Genomic DNA, 17,523 nt, shown 5'->3' on the forward strand with positions numbered 1-17,523 from the left:
CATCCGGATGTGTGGTTTTATTTATTCCACTGTTTATTACGGATTCCTGCTTTCATTCAAGGCTGAAAACTTATAGAGCAGCTTTAGAAACTCAGTGAAATTTTTCAGAAGTCAAGAGATTATCTTTCAAAATCATAGAAATTAATTCCCACGTCTTCATTTTTGATTTTTACTACTCTCATATTTAACGGATAAAATATAAATTCTCCTGCACCGGATATTCTGGCGTCCAGAAGATGCCCTGCCACTGCGGTATAATCTTCTCTTCCCAGTGTAATATGAAGATGAAGACTTGGTTTTCCTTCAATTTCTGAGACATTTCCGGATATATTGGTGATTTCCATCTGTTCTCTAAATGTTCTGTCAACATATTTTTTTTCGGAAGGTCTGAAAAAACGCAATGTTGCCTCATCCACCGCACCTATGCCAGTCACTTCTCCTGCATGGATATTGTGAGCGGTAATAAAATCAGTGAGGGCTTCTACAATTCCGGCTCTGTTTTCTATGCTTACGATGTAGATTCCGTCAACTTTTCTTGCTGACCAGTGTTTTCCTTTATAATTTTGTATTTCCATAATATGAATTTTAATCTGTTCTTATGAATTCTGATTTTCAATTTTAGACGTCCAACGGACAAAATAAATGCAATAATTGTGCTTTAATGTTTATTACCAGATTACGCAGATTTTTTTGTTGTGTAGGGCTGTTTCGAAAAATAAAAATTAAGGCAAAGACTATTTTTGAAATTACTGATTCTGAGTAACCAAAGGAATGCGGTTTTGTCACTGATGAAGCTGTAGGGCTACAGGTATGCTTCATCGAATAAACGGAGTTGATTCTAAGATTAGCGAGAAAAATTTTCAGCTTTTTCAGATGTATATCATTAATTTCATTTCCTGCAAGTTTTAAAAGTTCCAAAACATGACGAAATTTGCAAAAAATCATTCAATGAAGATCATCGATATAGAAAACTGGAACCGTAAAGAGCATTTTGAATTTTTCTCAAAAATGGCAAGCCCGTATTTTGGCTTTACAACAGAAGTAGACTGTACCAATGCTTACAGACATGCCAAAGAAAACGGGTATTCTTTTTTCGCTTCTTATCTTCATAAATCAATGAAAGCCGTAAATGCAGTTGACGAACTGAAACTCCGGATCCTTGACGGAAAAGTGGTTTTGTATGACACGATTCATGCAGGAACGACCATAGGCAGGGCAGACGGGACTTTTGGTTTTGCATTTATGAATTTTTCAGAAGATTTTAAAACTTTCAATGCAGCGATGCAGGAAGAAATTGCTGAGGTACAGGAAACATCAGGAATCAGGCTTAATAATGGGGAGCTGGGAAAAGATCTGATTAGGCATACAACTATTCCGTGGAACTCTTTCAGTGCATTGCTTCATCCGACAAATCTTGACCGCACGGAATCTGTTCCGAAGATTACTTTCGGTAAATTCAATATCCGGGATGACCGAAAATATCTTCCGGTCTCCATAGAAGCTCACCACGGGCTGGCAGACGGAATCCATATCGCGAAATATCTTGAGGAATTTCAGAAGCAGCTGAATAATGGTGAATGAATAGTCAATTAGCTTTGCAGTGAATGTAATTGTGAAAAAATAGTTTACATAATTGATTATCAGGTATTTTTAAGGCCTAATGGGTTGTGTTTGGAGGGCCATTTTTTCATTAAAAAGATAATGTGGATTTTTATATTTCTTCAGACTCTTAGAAAATAAAATGGGTCGTTCATTTTTAATTCTTACGGGAAACCGTAATAGATTTTTCTCTATTTCACCTAGTTTTGAATCTGGAATTATTATACTATATTAGAAGTTTAATTCATTCAATATAGATTAATACACAACAGACCCTCAAAATACTGACGAAACCATGCAGAACGATCCTTTTATGTCTCATGACGAATCCATCATTGATGTTTCCGGAAATGCTGATGTTCCTATCCATTACGGAACAGCTGTTCCTGAAAACAGCCTGGCTTCAGAAGAATCCTCATCTGATTCTGAAAGCTGGAAAACAGGAAGAAAATATTCCAGAAAGCTTAATCTGACGGCTGAACAGGCTGTTGTAATGGATAAGCTATGGTTCACAACCAATGTTTTTAACGAAATTGAATATTGCAGAATACAGATCCTGAAACAGTTTTTAAGAGCTTTTGAATTTCTTCAGAATAACTGTATTCCGGTCAACAGGGCTTATGCTTCGGTGATTGAAGAGCTGTCGGAAATTATCGTCTGCCTTCAGTATAATTACAAAAAAGACAGCTTAAACTACCAGTATACTTACGATTCTGTGCAGGGAGAGATCCTGAATCATATCTTAAAATTATGTGAGAATAATGTTCGTGAGGCTTACGGAATTAAAAGAAAAATTAATACCGATTTTCCTTACGCCAATCCGGACATACAGCATCAGTATAACAGAAAAATTGTTTCTAAGCTGGAGATTTTTCTTGCTGAAAACCGGAATCAGATTCTGGATGCCGATTATAAAACCAATATCATCCTTAATGAAAATAATACAAGCCGCTGGAAAACAAAGTTTGATGAAATTAAGGGAGATTATTCCAACCCGGCGGCTTTTGAAAGGGAAATTTTCAGGCTAGCAGATGTTAATATTAAGAATCCTTCAATAGATCTGATCTTTTTTGAAGCTTCAAAATTTGTTGCCAGCCATGATAAAAACTGTGCACTGAGACTGTATATCCATTACCTGGATAAAGATATGAATTCTCCGAAGCTTGACAGAAAACAGCTGACTAAGAGCATTCAGAAAAGCCTTTTTTCCACTACAGAACAGGTACATGATTTTGAAAGAATTCTAAGTACATTTATCAGAGACCGAAATCTTGAGGAAGCTATTGAAAAGGCCAATCAGCTTTATCTTCCAAAGCGGAAGAAAATCGTTATTGATCCTGATGCCGTTGAGGATGTCAAAAGACAACATTCAGGAACGGTGGCTCTGCTGGAAGAATATCTTAGCGATGAACCGGAAACCACATCAATAAAAACTGAAGATTCTGCCGGCAGTGAAGAATTAACGATCAATATTGCTCAGACAGACGCAGAACCTCAGATCATAAAATACCGTGAAGAACTGAATTTAACAGATATTCAGCAGGAAGTTCTAACCCTTTTTGAAAAGCAGAGCTTTAATATTCCACAGAGTGAAATGAGTACATTTCTAAGAGCTAAAAACCTTTTCATGGGGGCTGTGATTGACTCTATCAACGATCTCTGTTATGAAATCCTGGACGACATCCTTATTGAGGAAGAGGATGATTATTTTACGATGAATACAGATTATTATAAAAAACTTTTGAACAATGATTGAAAATATTAAGCCCAAAGAAGCCACATCCATTATCAATTCCCTGGTGAGCGGTGTTGTGCCGAAGATTGGTGTACAGCATATAACCGTTGGAAGATCAGAAGAGATCAATGCATTTATCAATTCTCTGGATGATGTAAAAAACGGTCACAGCATGGCCAAATTCTGGATCGGAGATTTTGGAAGCGGAAAATCCTTTATGCTTCATTTACTGAATACGGTTGCCCTGAAACAGAAATTTGTAGTAGCCAATGCAGATTTTACCCCGGATAACAGGATCTATTCCAATGACGGGAAAAGTGTGATCCTTTATTCTGCCATCATGGATAATATTGCCATTCAGACTAAACCGGAAGGAGGCGCGCTCCAGACTTTGCTTGAAAAATGGATCGAGCAGGTGATTACCAAAACAGCTGAAGAAAACAGGATTTCAATTACAGATATCCGTCATGACCAACATACAGATCTGATCAGAAGCGCTATTATGAAAACAGTCAACGAAATTACTGAAGTTGGGGGTTTTGATTTTGGTTCGGTGATCATAAAATATTATGAAGGCTATATTTCAGGAGACGACCAGCTACGAAGAAATGCTCTGAAATGGCTGAAAGGGGAATATTCTACAAAAACAGAGGCAAGACAAGATCTTGGGGTGAGGGAAATCATCAATGATTCCAATTATTACGACATGCTTAAAAATTTCTGTAAGTTCTTTGTGAGTATGGGTTACAGCGGTTTTATGATCAATCTGGATGAAGCGGTTAATCTGTATAAAATTTCCACGGCTGCTGCCCGTGAAAAAAATTATGAAAAGATCTTATCAATTTATAACGACTGTTTTCAGGGGAAAGTTTCCAATCTGTTCATCAATTTTGCCGGAACAAAAGAATTTCTGGAAAATGAAAGGCGGGGACTTTTCAGTTATCAGGCTTTAAAAACAAGACTGGAAACCAATAAATTTGAAACTGCGGAGATCAGAGATTTTGCTCAACCGGTTATTAAATTAACCCCACTGGATCACAACGAAATATTTGTGCTGCTGAAAAAATTAAAGCTGATTTTCGATTTCAATTATAAAACAGAACTGAACGTCACAGATGAGGATATTTCTGCATTTATGGAAGAAATGTTTAATAAACCGGGGGCTTCGGAATTCCTGACGCCTAGAGAAGTGATCAGAGATTTCTTAAACATCCTGAATATCATCAGACAAAACCCAGGTGCGGATAAAAAAAGACTATTCGGAGAAATTGAAATTTCTGATGAAAGACCGAATGATCTGGTACTTTTAGACAGTATTGAAGAGATATGACGGCTTTCGACATACTCTCTGAGCCGATCAGAAAATACATCAGGGATCAGAAATGGGAGAGTTTAAGACCTATCCAGGAGGCTGCGATTCAAAAAATTATCTCAACGGACCGTAATTATATTCTTATTTCCAGAACGGCTTCAGGTAAAACCGAAGCCGCTTTTCTGCCTATTCTGTCAAAAGTAAATTTTAAGGAACCAGGCGTGAAAGTGCTCTATATCTCACCGTTGATTGCATTGATCAATGACCAGTTTATGAGGGTAGAAAAGCTGTGTGAATATCTGGATGTACCGGTAACCAAATGGCATGGCGAAGCTTCAAAAGGAGCCAAAGACCGACTGATTAAAGATCCTGGCGGAATTGTACTGATTACTCCCGAATCCATTGAGGCTATGTTTGTCAACAAACCCTATAACGTCCAGCATTTATTTTCCTCGCTGGAATATGTGGTTATTGATGAAATTCATTCTTTTCTGGGTTCTGACCGGGGAATTCATCTTCAGTCATTGCTGCAGCGTTTGCAGAGGATTAATAAAAGTACGTTTAAGATTGTAGGTCTTTCTGCAACAGTTAACGGCGATAATCAATATATTGAGCTGAAAGAGTTTTTGGGTAACCCAGAGAACACAACAGTTATTAAGGATACCAATCCTAAGCCTATCAATGCTGTTTTCAAATATTTTCAGGGAACGGTTGAAGAACTGCCGATTGAACTGCTGAAAGATCTTTATATAAGAACCCGCGACCGTAAAGTGCTGGTTTTTCCCAATGCCAGAGGGAGAGTGGAGGAAGTGGCTGTAAAGCTGAAAAAGATCTCAGAAAAAGTAGGTGGCCATCCCAATTATTTTGCCCACCATTCATCTGTAGACAAAGAAGTTCGGGAATATGTTGAGTTCTTTGCCAAGAAAAGCAAAACGGAAAACTTCTGCATCTCCTGTACTTCTACCCTGGAACTGGGAATAGATATCGGAAATGTAGACGAAGTAGCCCAGATTGATGCCACCCACAGCATTGCTTCTCTCATCCAGAGAGTAGGCAGAAGCGGGAGAAGAGAAGGAAGATCCAGCAATCTGCTTTTATATGCTACGGAAAAATGGAGTCATCTTCAGTCCTTAGCCTGCTGGCTTCTCTTTACAGAACAGTATATAGAACCGGTCAATGTTCATCAGAGACCTTATGATGTGCTTGTTCACCAGATTCTTTCTATGGTTAAAGGAAGTTCAGGAATTACCCTTACCAAATTACTGGAAGAGCTTGCTGTCAACTCAGCCTTTAAAAATATTAAATCAGAAGAAATTACGGAAATTATTAATCATCTTACCCTTATTGATTTCCTTGAAAAACTTGGAAGAGAATATATTATCGGAGTGGAAGGAGAGAAGGTGGTGAATGCAAGAGATTTTTATACGCTATTTCACACTCCGGTTTACTTCAAGGTTTCCAGTCAGGGAATAAAGATCGGGGAGCTGCCGCTTTCTCCACAAATCCGGGTTGATGAGAATATTTATCTTTCTGCCAGGATCTGGAAAATAAAAGATATTGATTTTGAATCTAAAAAAATAGAAGTAATCCCAACAAAAGATGGCAAAAAACCGATGTTTTTAGGAGATTCTGCGGATACGGCTACCAGAATCAGGCAAAAAATGCTTGAGATCCTTATTTCTGAAGATCACTATGATTTTATGGATGATGCGGGAAAAGAAATTATCAGGCAGATGCGTGAAGAGTTTAAAGTTTTCGATATTGCCGATCCAAAAACAGAAAGGCCTCTTTTATCCGGCACAGAGAAGGAAAACTTTGAATTCTATTCGTTTGCCGGGTCAAAAATTAACAGAACACTGAGTTTTATCCTTAACAAAATGGGTATTGGGAACACTCTTGATGACAGAGAGACCTTGTTTGAAATTGAACTTCAGAAAAAACCAGAGTTTATGTCGTTGCTGAAGGATCCTGTTTTATGTAATACCGATTTTGAACCGTTTCTGACTGAGCTGCTGGAAACCCTGCCCGAAATCCTGAGTTTTTCCAAATGGGGAACTTATCTCCCCTTACAGTATCAGGCAGCCATAGTAAAGGAACGCTATTTTGATTTTGACGGATGTTTTAAGTTTGTTGAAAAACTGAATTTCATCGAAAACAAACTATTACATTCTTAACATATCAGCCGGAACTTGTAAAAAAGATCCGGCTGTTTCATTCATTAGTAAAATATTTTTCCTCTTTCAATTTTTACTATTTTGTCTTTTTCCATATTTTTTATGGCCCTTATTACCGTTTCTACACGGAGCCCTGTGAGTGAAGCAAGCTGCTGGCGGGTAAGAGGAATCCGGAATGAATAAGAGCTTTTATCTTCATAATAGCTTTTGAGATAATCCATCAACTGTTTCAGCTTAAGAATGGGATTCTGAAATGAAAGGTTATACAGCATGACATACTTGTAGTACATCCTTTCAGCTAGGCATTGATAAATTTTCAGTGAAATTTCAGGATTTTCCCGGATGATATCCAGAAAACCGGATTTTGGCAATTTTAGAATATGAGATTCCTCCATTGCTACAGCATTCATTGGATAGGGTCTCTCCACAAACAGCAGGGACTCACCAATGCTGTGCCCGTCAGAAAATATATTCTGGAGAAATTCTTTCCCGTCTTCCGTATAATTATTCAGTTTTACCTGGCCGCTTCTGATCTGATAATAATACAACGGAGAGTCTCCTTCCCGAAAAATAATATCTCCAGTTTTATAATATTTGACAGTAGCTCCGTATGAAAGTAATAAATCTTCAGTGATCATAGGTGATCTGTTTTTTTAAATTAAAATTTTAAACTGCTGTTTAACCTGAGTGTTCTGGTTAAGGAGTTTAAATATAAAAGGCTAGAAGTCACTTTTGGTTATAAATACTGAAAACCTCTGTAAAATCAAATTTGCTAAAAAAAATGGTAATCTATTATTGATGTCCTTCAGAACCTAACTCTTCCATCCCCCAGCTTCCAAGCTCTATAAATCAAAAATTCTTATCCTGAACTGAGGTTGTTTAATAATTTTTTCATCATCTGAATAAATACATTGATTGAGATCATAAAAAATAAGCCTGGTAATCCTTTAGATTTGCTGTAAATAATAAACAGGAAGGCTTAATTTCCTAGACTGAGTTTAAATTAGAAAAATTATATGGGCCGGAGAGATGACGTGGTATGTATGTGGTATTTCAATTGCGGAAAAATTTAATCATTTTTTCTTTCTTTGTTTTTGTTTTAAAATATCCGGCAGGATTTTCTTTCCCGGAAACTTTTAGAACGAAGCTGAAACCAGGATACGCCATTTGACCCTTATGAAATTTTAAAAAAACAAATTAAAGCTTCTATGGAAAGAAGCTGAAAACAGCTGTTAAAGCATAGTGAAACTGAAGCATTGTACTGCCGGAATATTATAAATAGGCAGGAAATAAGTAGAGATGAGAAAACAATTATGAAAAACAAAAAACCTGAACCCAATTTAGAAAATTTGAGTCAAAAAATTTTAGTACAGGATGAAATTATAGCACTGGCCAAGGAAAACTCTCCCCGGCTGCTGAATAAATTCAGATTGGTATATCCGGATTTCTTTGGTAAAATTGGAGCCATACAGCCCAATCTCAAAAATTCTGAACAGATTTTCTGCATCTATCTAAAGCTCAACTTTACCACTAAAGAAATTGCGACGTATACTTTTGTGACACCAAAGGCCATCCAGAACAGGAAAAACAGGCTCAGGAAAAAGCTTAACATTCTGTCTGAGGTTGATATTTACAAATGGTTTAACGACCTTTAAAGTTTGTTTGGGATTACATTTGGATTACTGCTTTATCCAGATCATGATAAAGTAGTATTTTCCATCGGTTTTCAATGGCTTCTTTCTGCCATTTCAGCCTTAATTTCATCGCTTTTCTGCCATCAAAATCAGTTTTGTACGCAAGGTGGTATTTCAGATAAGATTCCTGCGGAAGATCATCGGCTCCGTAAAATACAGTTTCATGATTTTCCCTGATCCAGAATACCTGCATAAAAGGCGTATGTCCTCCCACAACCTCAAAAGAAATTTCATCCGTGATCTGACCTTTATCTTCATTCATCCAGATGATGTTGGGTAGTGAAATCAGTTTTTCCAGTATTTCAAAATCGAAAGAAGGGTTACCCTTGTTTTCCATGGCATAGTTCAGTTCCCGCTTCTGGATAAATATTTCCGCATTGGGAAATACCGGCTCAAAACCGTTCTTTGTTAGACGTATACTGCCATCAATATGATCTTTGTGAAGATGGGATAGTAGCAGTTTGGTGATCTGTTCAGGTTTTACATTTTCTTTTTCCAGGATTTCGGAGATTACAGTTTTTCCTTCAGATGTTTTCCATCCGATACCGGTATCAAGAAGGATATGATCATGTTCTGTAATGATCAGAAAAGGCTGTACTGACATTCTGATCCCTTTAACGGTATCAAAATTTTCAGAGGTTAAAAGGGTAAAATCTTTCGTTCTGCTGGCTGAAAAATTGCCTTCTTTAAGCGGAATAATTCTCATGATGCAAATTTCCCTAATATTTTCAAAATCTGAAAGCCTTTTTCTCAATACAGTTCATTGGCAAAAACAATCATGATGTAATCAGTAGAAAATAATAACAATCTTTTCTCCGTTAAAAAATAATACAACCTTGCCAGGTATTCTGCTGAGGCTGTACAGATGAAAAATTATACCTTCTCGTTACTTGAATAATTTTAAAAATGCAATAGAATCAGGGACTGTTTTCCGGAGCAGTCTCTTTTTTATTGATTATCTTTGCCCGTCAAAAAGAAACTGTATTTCCTGTTGGTATTAACGGTTCTGAACTACTTTTTCCATATGTCTTAGTAATTCAATTTGATGTAAAATTTAAATCTATGATGCAGGTAAATTCATCAAACGGTATTTCCCGTACTGTGATCTGGCTGATGGCGGTTATTTCAGGGCTTGTAGTAGCCAATAATTATTATAACCAGCCGCTTCTGGCTCTTATTTCAGATGATCTTAAGGTTTCAGAAAGTGCCGCAAGCAGGATTTCTGTTCTTACCCAGATTGGGTATGCCCTGGGATTGCTGCTAATTGTACCGCTGGGAGATAAATTTTACCGTAAAAAACTAATTTTATTTGACCTGTTTCTGGTATTCGGATCTTTGCTATGGATGACTTTTGCCAATGAATTGTGGATGCTGTATGCGGCCAGCCTTCTGATAGGAGCTACTTCCGTGATTCCGCAGTTGTTTGTTCCTATTGCCGCTGAACTTTCATCAGACCAGGAAAAATCTTCCAATATCGGAACGGTAATGTCCGGATTGCTTCTGGGAATACTTCTTTCCCGTTTCATTGGCGGGATTGTAGGAGAGGTCTGGGGCTGGAGAGCCATGTTCGGGATTGCTGCAGGACTTATGATTCTGGTCTGGATTGCTGTTTACAAAATGCTTCCGGAACTGCATCCTAACTTCAAAGGAACCTATAAAGAGCTCATGGGCTCAGTTGTCCATCTTGCCAAAACGCAACCGATTCTGCAGCTGGCCTCATTCAGAGGAGCAATGGCATTCGGATCTATGTGTGCTTTGTTTACCACACTGGTTTTCCATATGGAAAAACCGCCATTCAATGCCGGTTCTTCAGTCGTGGGAAGTTTCGGACTTGCCGGTGCTGTAGGAGCTTTGGCAGCAGCTAAAGTAGGTAAGCTTCAGAAATATTTGGATATTAACCGGATTATTCTGTACTCACTTCTTATTGTTTTGGGAAGCTGGGGCTTCACTTATTTTGCAGGAGAAACCTATTGGGGGCTGATTGTTGGCGTTATCCTTGTCGATTTGGGTGTACAATCAAGTCACATTATGAACCAGACCAACTATTTCCTGATAAAATCCAATGCCGTGAACAGATTAAATACTGTTTATATGGTTTCCTATTTCATCGGCGGATCATTGGGAACATGGCTGGCGTCTGTTGCATGGCAGTATGCAGAATGGAGCGGTGTATGTTTTGTAGGAGCTTCTTTTGGCTTGCTGGCCATCATTGCTCATGTTCTTTTCTGTAACAGGGTGGGAGTTTCAGAAAGTTAACTTTCAATAGAGAATATCAGTTTCAGTAGTCGATAATATATATTGTAATAAATTTTGTTACAATGACAGGATAGGTTAAATTTGGGAACGTAAAACTTTATCAAGAATAAAAATAAAAAATGAAAATAGAAATATGGTCGGATGTAATGTGTCCGTTTTGTTATATCGGTAAGCACAACTTTGAGCAGGCATTGGAGAAACTGCCGTTTAAAGATGAAGTAGAAGTAGAGTGGAAGAGTTTTCAGCTTGATCCCTCCCTTGATCCTGCGTCTACCCAAAATACGATTGAATATTTTAAGGAGAAAAAAGGATTTCCTGAAGCACAGGCTTCACAAATGATCAGCCACGTTGCAGAAGCAGGAAAAGGAGCGGGAATTAATTTTGATTTTGAAAAAGCTCTGATCACCAATACTTTTAAGGCACACCGACTCCTTCATCTGTCCAAAAAACATGGGGTTTCTTCTGAAATGGAAGAAGCGTTGTTCAAAGCTCACTTTATAGATGGTAAGAATGTTGGAGATGTAGATACTTTAATTGCTCTGGCTGAAGATTTAGGCATTAATCATCTGGAAGCAAGATCAGCTTTAACTTCCGATGAATTTGATTATGAAGTGAATCAGGATATTATGGAAGCGAGAAATAATGGTATTTCCAGTGTTCCTTTCTTTGTCCTGAACGGGAAATATGCCGTATCCGGGGCACAGCCGCCTCAGGTTTTTGAAGATGCTCTTCAGCAGACTTATAAAGAAACGGTAACTCCTTTTAAAGATCTTTCACAAGGAGGTGCTTCATGTGATGCGGATGGCTGCAGTATTTAATATTCTGAATTTCCAATGATAAAAATTAACGACAAACTTCATTTTCCGATATCAGAAACACTTTTTGTATTTGCTCTGGATTCAGAAGCAGGAAAGGCCTTCGATGGGAAGAATAAATTAATAACAGGGATAGGAAAGGTAAATGCTGCTATAGAGCTTACACGTGAGGTTCATTTACGAAAGCCTAAACTAATCGTTAACCTTGGTTCGGCAGGAAGCCAAAGCTTTGGGAAAGGAGAAGTGGTCTGCTGCACGAAATTTATCCAGCGCGATATGGATGTAAGAGGACTTGGCTTCAGTTTGTATGAAACCCCTCTGTCCGGAATTCCGCCGGTACTGGAATATGGAATGCAGATGAACGGTTTGAAAGAAGGTATCTGCGGCAGCGGTGATAGTTTTGAAATGAATCATTTTGAAACAGACTACAATATCGTAGACATGGAAGCTTATCCATTAGCCCTTATCGCTAAAAAAGAAAATATTCCGTTTTTGTGTCTGAAGTATATTTCGGATGATGCAGGAAGTGATGCGGCAGACGATTGGAGCGTACAGGTACATCTGGCAGCGGAAGCGTTTAAGAAAATATTATTTTAATCTTAAACCTGTTTAAGCCTCTTATACGATTGATTATCCTATTTTTATTGATAAAATTCGATACATCAAGCTTGAAATTTTTTTTAAAAGGTCATGCAAATTTGGATTTCTTCAAGTCTGCAAAAAAGGTTAACGCAAAGTTGATGAATAATTCCGCTTTATTTTAAGCAGGCAAAGTGAGGCCACTTCACCGCTCATGAAACGGTATGTTTATTCATACGCTTCGACGAATCAACGAAGTTGATCTCATCCTTTGCCCCCTTAAAATCAGCAGCTTCAAAAATGAAATCCTTTGCGTCAGGAAAAAGCACTATAAGAACATTATCTTTTTAATCAAAAAATACTCAAAGAATGTGATTGATATTAAGATTTGAATGGTACAAAAAATCAAATTAGAAATTTAAACAGGCTCTTAAAACTTAAAAATGATCCCAATTATAATCAATAAGGCAACCGCAGAAGATCTTGAAGTAGTACAAAATCTTGGCAGACAGACTTTTTCTGAAACTTTTTCAGACAGCAATTCTGAAGAAATGATGAAACAATATCTGGAAGAAAGCTTTAGCACAGAAAAGATGATATCCGAACTGAATAATCCGGATTCCTATTTCTTCATTGTTTGTGAAGATGATGATCCTGTAGGCTATCTTAAACTGAATTCAGGACCGGCACAAACAGAGCTTCAGGATGATGCTTCTCTGGAAATAGAACGGATTTATGTCAAAAAAAGCCACCATGGTAAAAAAATAGGACAATTACTGTATGAGAAAGCTCTCGAAATGGCGGAAAATCTTCAGAAAGAATATTTGTGGCTAGGCGTTTGGGAGGAGAACCATAGAGCTCTTGATTTTTACAGAAAAAATGGCTTTGAAACATTCGGAACCCATACTTTCAGGCTGGGAGATGATGAACAGACTGATCTGATGATGAAAAAAGTTCTGAATCCGTAATTTAGAGATTTGAAAGAGTTTATAGAACAGATTAAGCAGTATTATCCGCTGTCTGACAAAACAATTGCAGCGCTGATCAATATTTGTACTGAAGAAAGATACTCTAAAAATGAGCTTTTGCAGGAGGCAGGAGCAGCAGCCAGGTATTATTATTTTATAAAATCGGGGCTGGTGGGGTATTATACAATAGATGAACAGGGTGATTCCGTCTATAAGATTTTTTTTGAAGAGCATAGTTTTGCTGTCTCTACAGCGGCTATTGTGGAAAACCGGGCGAGTGATTTTACGATTATTGCCCTGGAAGACAGTACCGTGATCCGATATCCTGTCCGTGAATATAGAGAACTGCTTTTAAAGTACCATGATCTGGCCCTGTTTCAAATTCATTACCTGGAAAAAAACTGGGTGGTGAAAAAAGAACCGTTGGAAATATCTTTAAAACATGAAACCGCTAAAGAACGTTATCTGAAACTTCTGGAGAACAAATCACTATACAGCCGTCTGAAACAGCATCATATTGCTTCTTATCTGGGAATTACACCCACTCAGCTCAGCCGTATAAAAAAAGAAATACTATAACAAAAGCTTCAACATATGTTGAGGCTTTTTCATGAGATCATGAGCATCTTTGTGTTAGGAAATTATTCCGTAATTAATTATTTTATCGTATGAAAAAGCTAATGAGTCTTATAATCCTGACAGCAGTATGCATTCCTATGTCTGCTCAGAAGATCATTCATCAGGAGATCTTCAGTTCAAAAATGAACAAAAAAATAAAAGCGGTGATCATTACTCCTGACGCACAGCAGGGAACAACATACCCATCAGTCTATATTCTTCACGGATACAGCGGAAATCCGGACCGAATTCTGAAACAGGATATTCCGGATCTGGCTAAGAAAGCGCAGGAATATAAAACTATTTATGTTCTGCCGGACGGAAATTTTAATTCCTGGTATGTCGACAGCCCGATTGTTAAAGATTCTCAGTATCAGACTTTCATTGGAAAAGAACTGGTAGAGTTTATTGATAAAAATTATCCGGTAAAGGCTGAAAAAAAATTCCGGGGCATTCTGGGCTGGAGTATGGGCGGCTATGGAGCAGTTACTATCGGAACCGTTTATAATAAAACTTTCGGTATTGTGGGAAGTTCCTGCGGAGCACTGGATCTGGCTGCATTTGGACCTGGATATACTAAATATAACGTAGATAAAGTGCTGGGACCTGTGGCTTCGTTAAACAAAAACTTCCTGACTGACAGTAAAACCAAACTCATGGTTTCTGCCGGACAGCAATACATTTTTGACTGTGGTACAGAAGATATTCAGATGATTGAAATGAACAGGAATTTTCATAAAAAACTTACAGACCTCAAAATTCAGCACCTCTACACTGAATCTTTAGGCGGTCATGATGATCAATACTGGAGCCGGTCACTATCTGAACAGCTGGTTTTGTTTGATAACTTTTTTAAACATTAACAACATAAAAAAACAGCCTTCCAAAATCGGAAGCCTGTTTTTTTAACTATTTAACCTCAGTTCTTAACTCGAACTCTTAGGTTAGTTATTATTCTTTGTCTTTCGTGAATTTTAATTTCAAAGATTTTCCCTGATTGAAATCAATGGTTTTCAGCTCTGGATTAAAAGTCATTTTGATCTCGTCCTCTTCATTGGTAAAGATATGATTTTCATAGGCAGTCAGTTTTACGGGTTCTTGTCCTTCTGCTATTGCCTGTATATAAAGAACATGATCCTGCACAAATACCTTTAGTTTCATTGGAAAATTAGGAGCACTATAAACTCCTGTATAAGAATTCAACTGTGTATCGGTTGGTGTAGCTGCTTTTAATGGCTTTTCAACGTCCAGCTTTTCGTTATACAAAACTTTGCGGATTTCGTCTATCGGAACAACTGTTTTCCGGGTCATATTATTCTGAAGCAGAATGAACGTTTTATCGTTATCCATATGCCGTTCTATATAAGTAACGTATCCTGACCAGCCACCTGAATGATTGGCTATTTTTCCATATTTTGGGCTGTTTTTCACTTTCCATCCGAAACCATAGCCGCTTTGTTTTCCGTCACCCGTTGTAACATCGTTAAATATTAACTTTTTATCATCGTCATTTACAAGCTTGTTCGTGTATAAAGCTCTGTCCCATTTCAAAAGGTCTTCAACGGTAGAGTTCACCATTCCGTCACCTACAACTCCATCCAGATAATAGGTATAAAACTCCTTTCCATAGCTGTCCAGAAGAACCTTTTTTCCGGAATTATCTTCTTCATAGCCTAAGGCATAATTGGCGATGGTCTGCGGTTTGTAACGGCTTCTGTATACAAGGGTATGATCCATGCCCAGAGGTTTAAAGATATTGGCTTTCAGAAAATCTCCAAAAGATTGTTTGGAAACCCGTTCAATAATACTGCCCAACAAAGCATAGCCAGTATTGCTATATTCATATTTCTGACTGGGTTCAAATTCAAGAGCCGGTTTGTATTTTGCAAATTCTTTGACGATGTCGTCATTGACCGCAAATTTGCTTTTGTCCCAGTTTTTTTCGAATAATTCCATATAATCAGGAAGTCCGCTCGTGTGGTTCAGGAGATTTCTTACCGTTATTTTATCATAGAAAGACAGTTCAGGGATATATTTTGAGATCTTATCATCATAGTTGAGTTTTCCTTGTTTGTGTAACAGAACAATTCCCATTGCGGTAAACTGTTTAGAGACAGAAGCCAGTTCAAACGTCGTTTTAGGATCCAGTTTGCGCTGTGTTGCTTCATCCGCTATTCCGTAGCTTTTTTCGAAGACAGGTTTGCCCTTTTCAGCGATCAGTACATTGCCGTTGAATTTTTTCTTGTTGTACAGGGAAGTAAAAATACTGTCCAGAACCTTAGTTTTGTCCTGCGCAAATGATCCGATGGAAAATAGCACAAGATTAACGCATACTGCTTTTCTTACAGTTGATGCCATGATTGATTTTGTCATGAGATATGAGTTATTAGTTTTGGTGAGGTTAAAATAGTTTTGATCAAATATAGTCTAAAAAAGCCTTAATTACAGAGGAAATACAAAAATCCCTTTTAAGCACAGAACTTAAAAGAGATTTTGATGGTTGAATTTCAAAATGTTAACTAAACATTTTGAAGTTGCTGAAAGTTTTTACCCAAATGTTCTTCGATTACAAAAAATGGATCGTCTGTAAGAGTATGGGCTCTCATATCAATCAGGCTTACTTTACTCATCATTCTAAGCATGATTCTTCTTTGGCACTGATGTTCTACACCATCAATATTCCTTACTCCGGCACGAAAAGCTGACCTTCCATGAGCACATAAATGATTGTTGACCAGAATAACATCGCCAGCCTGTGGCGTAAAATCCGAATAGATCAGATGCCGTGCCTCTTCCCAGAATTCACTTAAACAATGATGCGCTTCTTCCGACTGCTGAATGTCCGGATTGAACAATTGTTCTGCCGCATCAAACCTCATAAAAGGAAGACGAAAGTTACCATAGAGAACAGAATCTAAAGTCTCTTCCTCATTCACATCTGTCTCCAGATTAGCATCCTTGGGAATTTTATAGATCCGTTCAAAAAGAGGTTTGAAGTTTTCCCCGATAGATTCATGAGAACGAATGGAGTATAGGGTAGATGGTACCTGCTCTTCATTCCGGATATACATGAAGCTGAGGAAATCTGCCTGATGTTTTAAGAAAGCATCTTCGGTATGAACATAGAGATCTGTTGCAGATCCTGATCCTGTCTGAGTTTCACGCATTTTTTCATCAGGAATAATGGCATGGATCAATCCTCCGCCTTTACGCTGTGAATAATATTGTACAGGTTTTGACGGAAGAGCACCGTGAACCAATGCGCAGGCAAATCCATAAAGATTAAATTTAGAGGAATCGGCAGACTGCCAGTTGGATGGAGTAATACCAATTTCCTCCTGATCGATGTCCATAAGACCTTTAAATATCAATGCTCCGTATTGGTCTTTTGAAAAATCGCTTGCAAAATCAGCTGCTATATTCAGAATTCTTTCGGGCAGAAAATAGGACGCAAGCTGGTGGACATGTCTTATAAAATCTCTGTTTTCATAGCTGCCATATTTTCTATGAAGATGCACAGCTGCATCTTTTATCATTCTTCGCTCCTGAGAAGTGATCTCAATAGCTGCAGGAAGCAGTTTTACGGCAGTAATACTGTCTTTATCTAAAATTTCTATAGAATTCATTAAAAATAAATTTGGTGTTAAGTAATAATTTTTATATTTGTTTTTAATTATTCTAAATAACAATAGCGAGTTCAAATTTATGAATAATTTATAAATCACCAAATAAAAAGTAAAAAAATGTAGAAAATTAAAAACCTGACTGTCAGA

General features: G+C 37.6%; 16 protein-coding genes. 11 read left to right on the forward strand and 5 right to left on the reverse strand.

Features of this window, described 5'->3' with window-relative positions; genetic code table 11:
• Nucleotides 1–119 precede the first annotated feature (119 nt).
• Complete coding sequence (locus J2Y40_RS16875; protein ID WP_153392207.1) at nt 120–575, reverse strand: PPC domain-containing DNA-binding protein; 456 nt, start codon at nt 573–575, stop codon at nt 120–122.
• Nucleotides 576–921: 346 nt separating this feature from the next.
• On the opposite strand from J2Y40_RS16875, the gene J2Y40_RS16880 reads away from it, so the two are divergent.
• From J2Y40_RS16880 to J2Y40_RS16895, 4 genes are all read left to right on the forward strand, one after another.
• Nucleotides 922–1,581 (forward strand): chloramphenicol acetyltransferase, encoded by a 660-nt coding sequence (locus J2Y40_RS16880; protein ID WP_310000254.1) that lies wholly within the window; start codon nt 922–924, stop codon nt 1,579–1,581.
• 313 nt (nt 1,582–1,894) lie between these two features.
• Nucleotides 1,895–3,355: a tellurite resistance TerB C-terminal domain-containing protein gene (locus J2Y40_RS16885; protein WP_310000257.1), complete on the forward strand. Its 1,461-nt coding sequence runs from the start codon at nt 1,895–1,897 to the stop codon at nt 3,353–3,355.
• Nucleotides 3,348–4,664 (forward strand): ATP-binding protein, encoded by a 1,317-nt coding sequence (locus J2Y40_RS16890; RefSeq protein ID WP_153392211.1) that lies wholly within the window; start codon nt 3,348–3,350, stop codon nt 4,662–4,664. The genes J2Y40_RS16885 and J2Y40_RS16890 overlap by 8 nt, the downstream gene beginning before the upstream one ends.
• Complete coding sequence (locus tag J2Y40_RS16895) at nt 4,661–6,820, forward strand: DEAD/DEAH box helicase (protein ID WP_310000260.1); 2,160 nt, start codon at nt 4,661–4,663, stop codon at nt 6,818–6,820. The genes J2Y40_RS16890 and J2Y40_RS16895 overlap by 4 nt, the downstream gene beginning before the upstream one ends.
• A 44-nt stretch (nt 6,821–6,864) precedes the next feature.
• On the opposite strand, the gene J2Y40_RS16900 is transcribed toward J2Y40_RS16895, so the two are convergent.
• Nucleotides 6,865–7,458, reverse strand: coding sequence for a Crp/Fnr family transcriptional regulator (locus tag J2Y40_RS16900; protein WP_310000262.1), 594 nt, complete (start codon nt 7,456–7,458; stop codon nt 6,865–6,867).
• A 675-nt stretch (nt 7,459–8,133) separates the two neighbouring features.
• Here J2Y40_RS16900 and J2Y40_RS16905 point away from each other — a divergent pair.
• Nucleotides 8,134–8,475: a hypothetical protein gene (locus J2Y40_RS16905; protein WP_153392217.1), complete on the forward strand. Its 342-nt coding sequence runs from the start codon at nt 8,134–8,136 to the stop codon at nt 8,473–8,475.
• Nucleotides 8,476–8,488: 13 nt separating this feature from the next.
• On the opposite strand, the gene J2Y40_RS16910 is transcribed toward J2Y40_RS16905, so the two are convergent.
• Complete coding sequence (locus J2Y40_RS16910; RefSeq protein WP_310000266.1) at nt 8,489–9,220, reverse strand: MBL fold metallo-hydrolase; 732 nt, start codon at nt 9,218–9,220, stop codon at nt 8,489–8,491.
• Nucleotides 9,221–9,576: 356 nt separating this feature from the next.
• On the opposite strand from J2Y40_RS16910, the gene J2Y40_RS16915 reads away from it, so the two are divergent.
• The 6 genes from J2Y40_RS16915 to J2Y40_RS16940 all read left to right on the forward strand — a co-directional run bounded on the left by J2Y40_RS16915 (nt 9,577) and on the right by J2Y40_RS16940 (nt 14,613).
• The gene (locus tag J2Y40_RS16915) at nt 9,577–10,770 is read left to right on the forward strand and encodes an MFS transporter (RefSeq protein ID WP_310000268.1); all 1,194 of its coding nucleotides are present in this window, start codon (nt 9,577–9,579) and stop codon (nt 10,768–10,770) included.
• Nucleotides 10,771–10,889: 119 nt separating this feature from the next.
• Complete coding sequence (locus tag J2Y40_RS16920; protein ID WP_310000270.1) at nt 10,890–11,588, forward strand: DsbA family oxidoreductase; 699 nt, start codon at nt 10,890–10,892, stop codon at nt 11,586–11,588.
• A gap of 15 nt (nt 11,589–11,603) precedes the next feature.
• On the forward strand, nt 11,604–12,182 hold the full coding sequence (locus J2Y40_RS16925; RefSeq protein WP_153392223.1) for a nucleosidase: 579 nt from the start codon (nt 11,604–11,606) through the stop codon (nt 12,180–12,182).
• A 425-nt stretch (nt 12,183–12,607) separates the two neighbouring features.
• Nucleotides 12,608–13,132 carry a GNAT family N-acetyltransferase gene (locus tag J2Y40_RS16930; protein ID WP_153392225.1) on the forward strand — a complete coding sequence of 175 codons (525 nt, stop codon included), beginning with the start codon at nt 12,608–12,610 and terminating at the stop codon, nt 13,130–13,132.
• Nucleotides 13,133–13,141: 9 nt separating this feature from the next.
• Nucleotides 13,142–13,711 (forward strand): Crp/Fnr family transcriptional regulator, encoded by a 570-nt coding sequence (locus J2Y40_RS16935; RefSeq protein ID WP_310000274.1) that lies wholly within the window; start codon nt 13,142–13,144, stop codon nt 13,709–13,711.
• 101 nt (nt 13,712–13,812) lie between these two features.
• Entirely contained in the window at nt 13,813–14,613 is an 801-nt protein-coding gene (locus tag J2Y40_RS16940; RefSeq protein WP_231128622.1) for an alpha/beta hydrolase family protein, read from the forward strand.
• 88 nt (nt 14,614–14,701) lie between these two features.
• On the opposite strand, the gene J2Y40_RS16945 is transcribed toward J2Y40_RS16940, so the two are convergent.
• A complete protein-coding gene (locus J2Y40_RS16945; RefSeq protein ID WP_310000277.1) occupies nt 14,702–16,123 on the reverse strand; it encodes a serine hydrolase domain-containing protein in 1,422 nt (473 codons plus the stop codon).
• Nucleotides 16,124–16,269: 146 nt separating this feature from the next.
• A complete protein-coding gene (locus J2Y40_RS16950; protein WP_310000279.1) occupies nt 16,270–17,376 on the reverse strand; it encodes a TauD/TfdA family dioxygenase in 1,107 nt (368 codons plus the stop codon).
• Between the last annotated feature and the right edge of the window lie 147 nt (nt 17,377–17,523).

Origin of the sequence: Chryseobacterium sp. 2987, from assembly GCF_031456375.1 — a bacterium.
GTDB lineage: Bacteria > Bacteroidota > Bacteroidia > Flavobacteriales > Weeksellaceae > Chryseobacterium > Chryseobacterium vaccae.

Bases quoted from the DNA above. Each gene is read 5' to 3' on its own strand.
- J2Y40_RS16920 (WP_310000270.1), top strand. From the start codon at position 10,890: ATGAAAATAGAAATATGGTCGGATGTAATGTGTCCGTTTTGTTATATC.
- J2Y40_RS16880 (WP_310000254.1), top strand. From the start codon at position 922: ATGACGAAATTTGCAAAAAATCATTCAATGAAGATCATCGATATAGAA.
- J2Y40_RS16910 (WP_310000266.1), bottom strand. From the start codon at position 9,220: ATGAGAATTATTCCGCTTAAAGAAGGCAATTTTTCAGCCAGCAGAACG.
- J2Y40_RS16945 (WP_310000277.1), bottom strand. From the start codon at position 16,123: ATGACAAAATCAATCATGGCATCAACTGTAAGAAAAGCAGTATGCGTT.
- J2Y40_RS16890 (WP_153392211.1), top strand. From the start codon at position 3,348: ATGATTGAAAATATTAAGCCCAAAGAAGCCACATCCATTATCAATTCC.
- J2Y40_RS16930 (WP_153392225.1), top strand. From the start codon at position 12,608: ATGATCCCAATTATAATCAATAAGGCAACCGCAGAAGATCTTGAAGTA.
- J2Y40_RS16900 (WP_310000262.1), bottom strand. From the start codon at position 7,458: ATGATCACTGAAGATTTATTACTTTCATACGGAGCTACTGTCAAATAT.
- J2Y40_RS16895 (WP_310000260.1), top strand. From the start codon at position 4,661: ATGACGGCTTTCGACATACTCTCTGAGCCGATCAGAAAATACATCAGG.
- J2Y40_RS16925 (WP_153392223.1), top strand. From the start codon at position 11,604: ATGATAAAAATTAACGACAAACTTCATTTTCCGATATCAGAAACACTT.
- J2Y40_RS16875 (WP_153392207.1), bottom strand. From the start codon at position 575: ATGGAAATACAAAATTATAAAGGAAAACACTGGTCAGCAAGAAAAGTT.
- J2Y40_RS16885 (WP_310000257.1), top strand. From the start codon at position 1,895: ATGCAGAACGATCCTTTTATGTCTCATGACGAATCCATCATTGATGTT.
- J2Y40_RS16940 (WP_231128622.1), top strand. From the start codon at position 13,813: ATGAGTCTTATAATCCTGACAGCAGTATGCATTCCTATGTCTGCTCAG.
- J2Y40_RS16915 (WP_310000268.1), top strand. From the start codon at position 9,577: ATGATGCAGGTAAATTCATCAAACGGTATTTCCCGTACTGTGATCTGG.
- J2Y40_RS16950 (WP_310000279.1), bottom strand. From the start codon at position 17,376: ATGAATTCTATAGAAATTTTAGATAAAGACAGTATTACTGCCGTAAAA.
- J2Y40_RS16905 (WP_153392217.1), top strand. From the start codon at position 8,134: ATGAAAAACAAAAAACCTGAACCCAATTTAGAAAATTTGAGTCAAAAA.